Annotated in this window: 1 protein-coding gene; it reads right to left on the minus strand. The window is 66.1% G+C overall.

The window, feature by feature from the left end:
* Positions 1-110 precede the first annotated feature (110 nt).
* A partial coding sequence (hflX, locus tag ACXJL8_RS40955; protein ID WP_456687029.1) for a GTPase HflX occupies positions 111-1,435 on the minus strand: 1,325 nt, incomplete at its 5' end.

Raw genomic sequence — 1,435 nt, forward strand, 5'->3', positions numbered from 1 at the left:
GTGCGTAGCCCGGATGGAGCGAAGCGCAATCCGGGGCGCGTCGTGTCGGGCTTTCCCGGATTTCGCTTCGCTCCATCCGGCCTACAATGTGGCGTCAGACTTGTTCGGGCCTATGCGGCGTGATGCGGCACGGCGTCGAAGCGGTTGACCACGATATCCCGCTTGGTCTCATCCACCCGCACGGTCATGTCGAAGCGGCCGTCGTGCAGCTCCTTGACCAAGATCTCGGCATTGCGATGCAGCCAGCTGATCCCGGCGCCGTCGGCAGCGTCGATCGAGAGATCGAGCGTGGTGCGCTTGGCGGCGAGCCGTTCCTCGATCGCGGCGAGCAGCGCGTCGATCCCCTCGCCTGACACGGCGGAGACCAGCATCGCCGGATGATCCTCCGGCCGGCGCGCCGCGATGTTCAGCAGCTCTTCGCGCTGATCCGCGTCAAAACGATCGATCTTGTTCCAGACCTCGATGATACGGCCGGAATCGTCGGGGTTGATGCCGAGCTGGCGCAGCACCGCGTCGACGTCGCTCTGCTGCGCCTCGGCGTCTTCGTGCGAGATGTCGCGGACATGCAGGATGACGTCGGCCTCGAGCACCTCTTCCAGCGTGGCGCGGAAGGCGGCGACGAGCTGCGTCGGCAGGTTGGAGATGAAGCCCACGGTGTCGGACAGCATCGCCTTGCCGCCATGCGGCAGGCTGAGCGCGCGCAAGGTCGGATCGAGGGTCGCGAACAGCATGTCGGCGGCCTGCACGTCGGCACGCGTCAGGCGGTTGAACAGCGTCGACTTGCCGGCATTGGTGTAGCCGACCAGCGCCACGACGCGATAAGGCACGCGCTGGCGTCCGGCGCGATGCAGACGCCGTGTCGCCTGCACCTTCTTCAGTTCGCCCTCGAGTTTGGAGATGCGCTCCTGGATCAGGCGGCGGTCGGCTTCGATCTGCGTCTCGCCGGGACCGCCCATGAATCCAAAGCCGCCGCGCTGGCGCTCGAGATGGGTCCAGGAGCGGACGAGGCGCGAACGCTGGTAGTTGAGATGCGCGAGTTCGACCTGGAGCGAGCCTTCCCTGGTCTTGGCGCGGCGGCCGAAGATTTCCAGGATCAGGCCGGTGCGGTCGAGCACCTTGGCGTGCAACTCCTTCTCGAGATTGCGCTGCTGGATCGGCGCCAGCGCGCAATCCATCACCACGAGCTCGACATCAAGGCTCTTGATCAGCCCGGCGATCTCCTCGACCTTGCCCTTGCCGATGTAGGTGGCGGGGCGGATCTGGCTGATCGGCGTGATGATGGCATCCGCAATCACGAGATCGATCGCGCGCGCGAGGCCGGCGGCTTCGTCGAGCCGGGCCTCGGCGTCACGCTGGACATGATGAGATGAGGCATGGCTCTCCGATTGCGCGTCGGAGCCGCCCGCGCGCAGCCGCAAATAGGGACCGATGACAA

Source organism: Bradyrhizobium sp. P5_C11_2 (assembly GCF_054049755.1).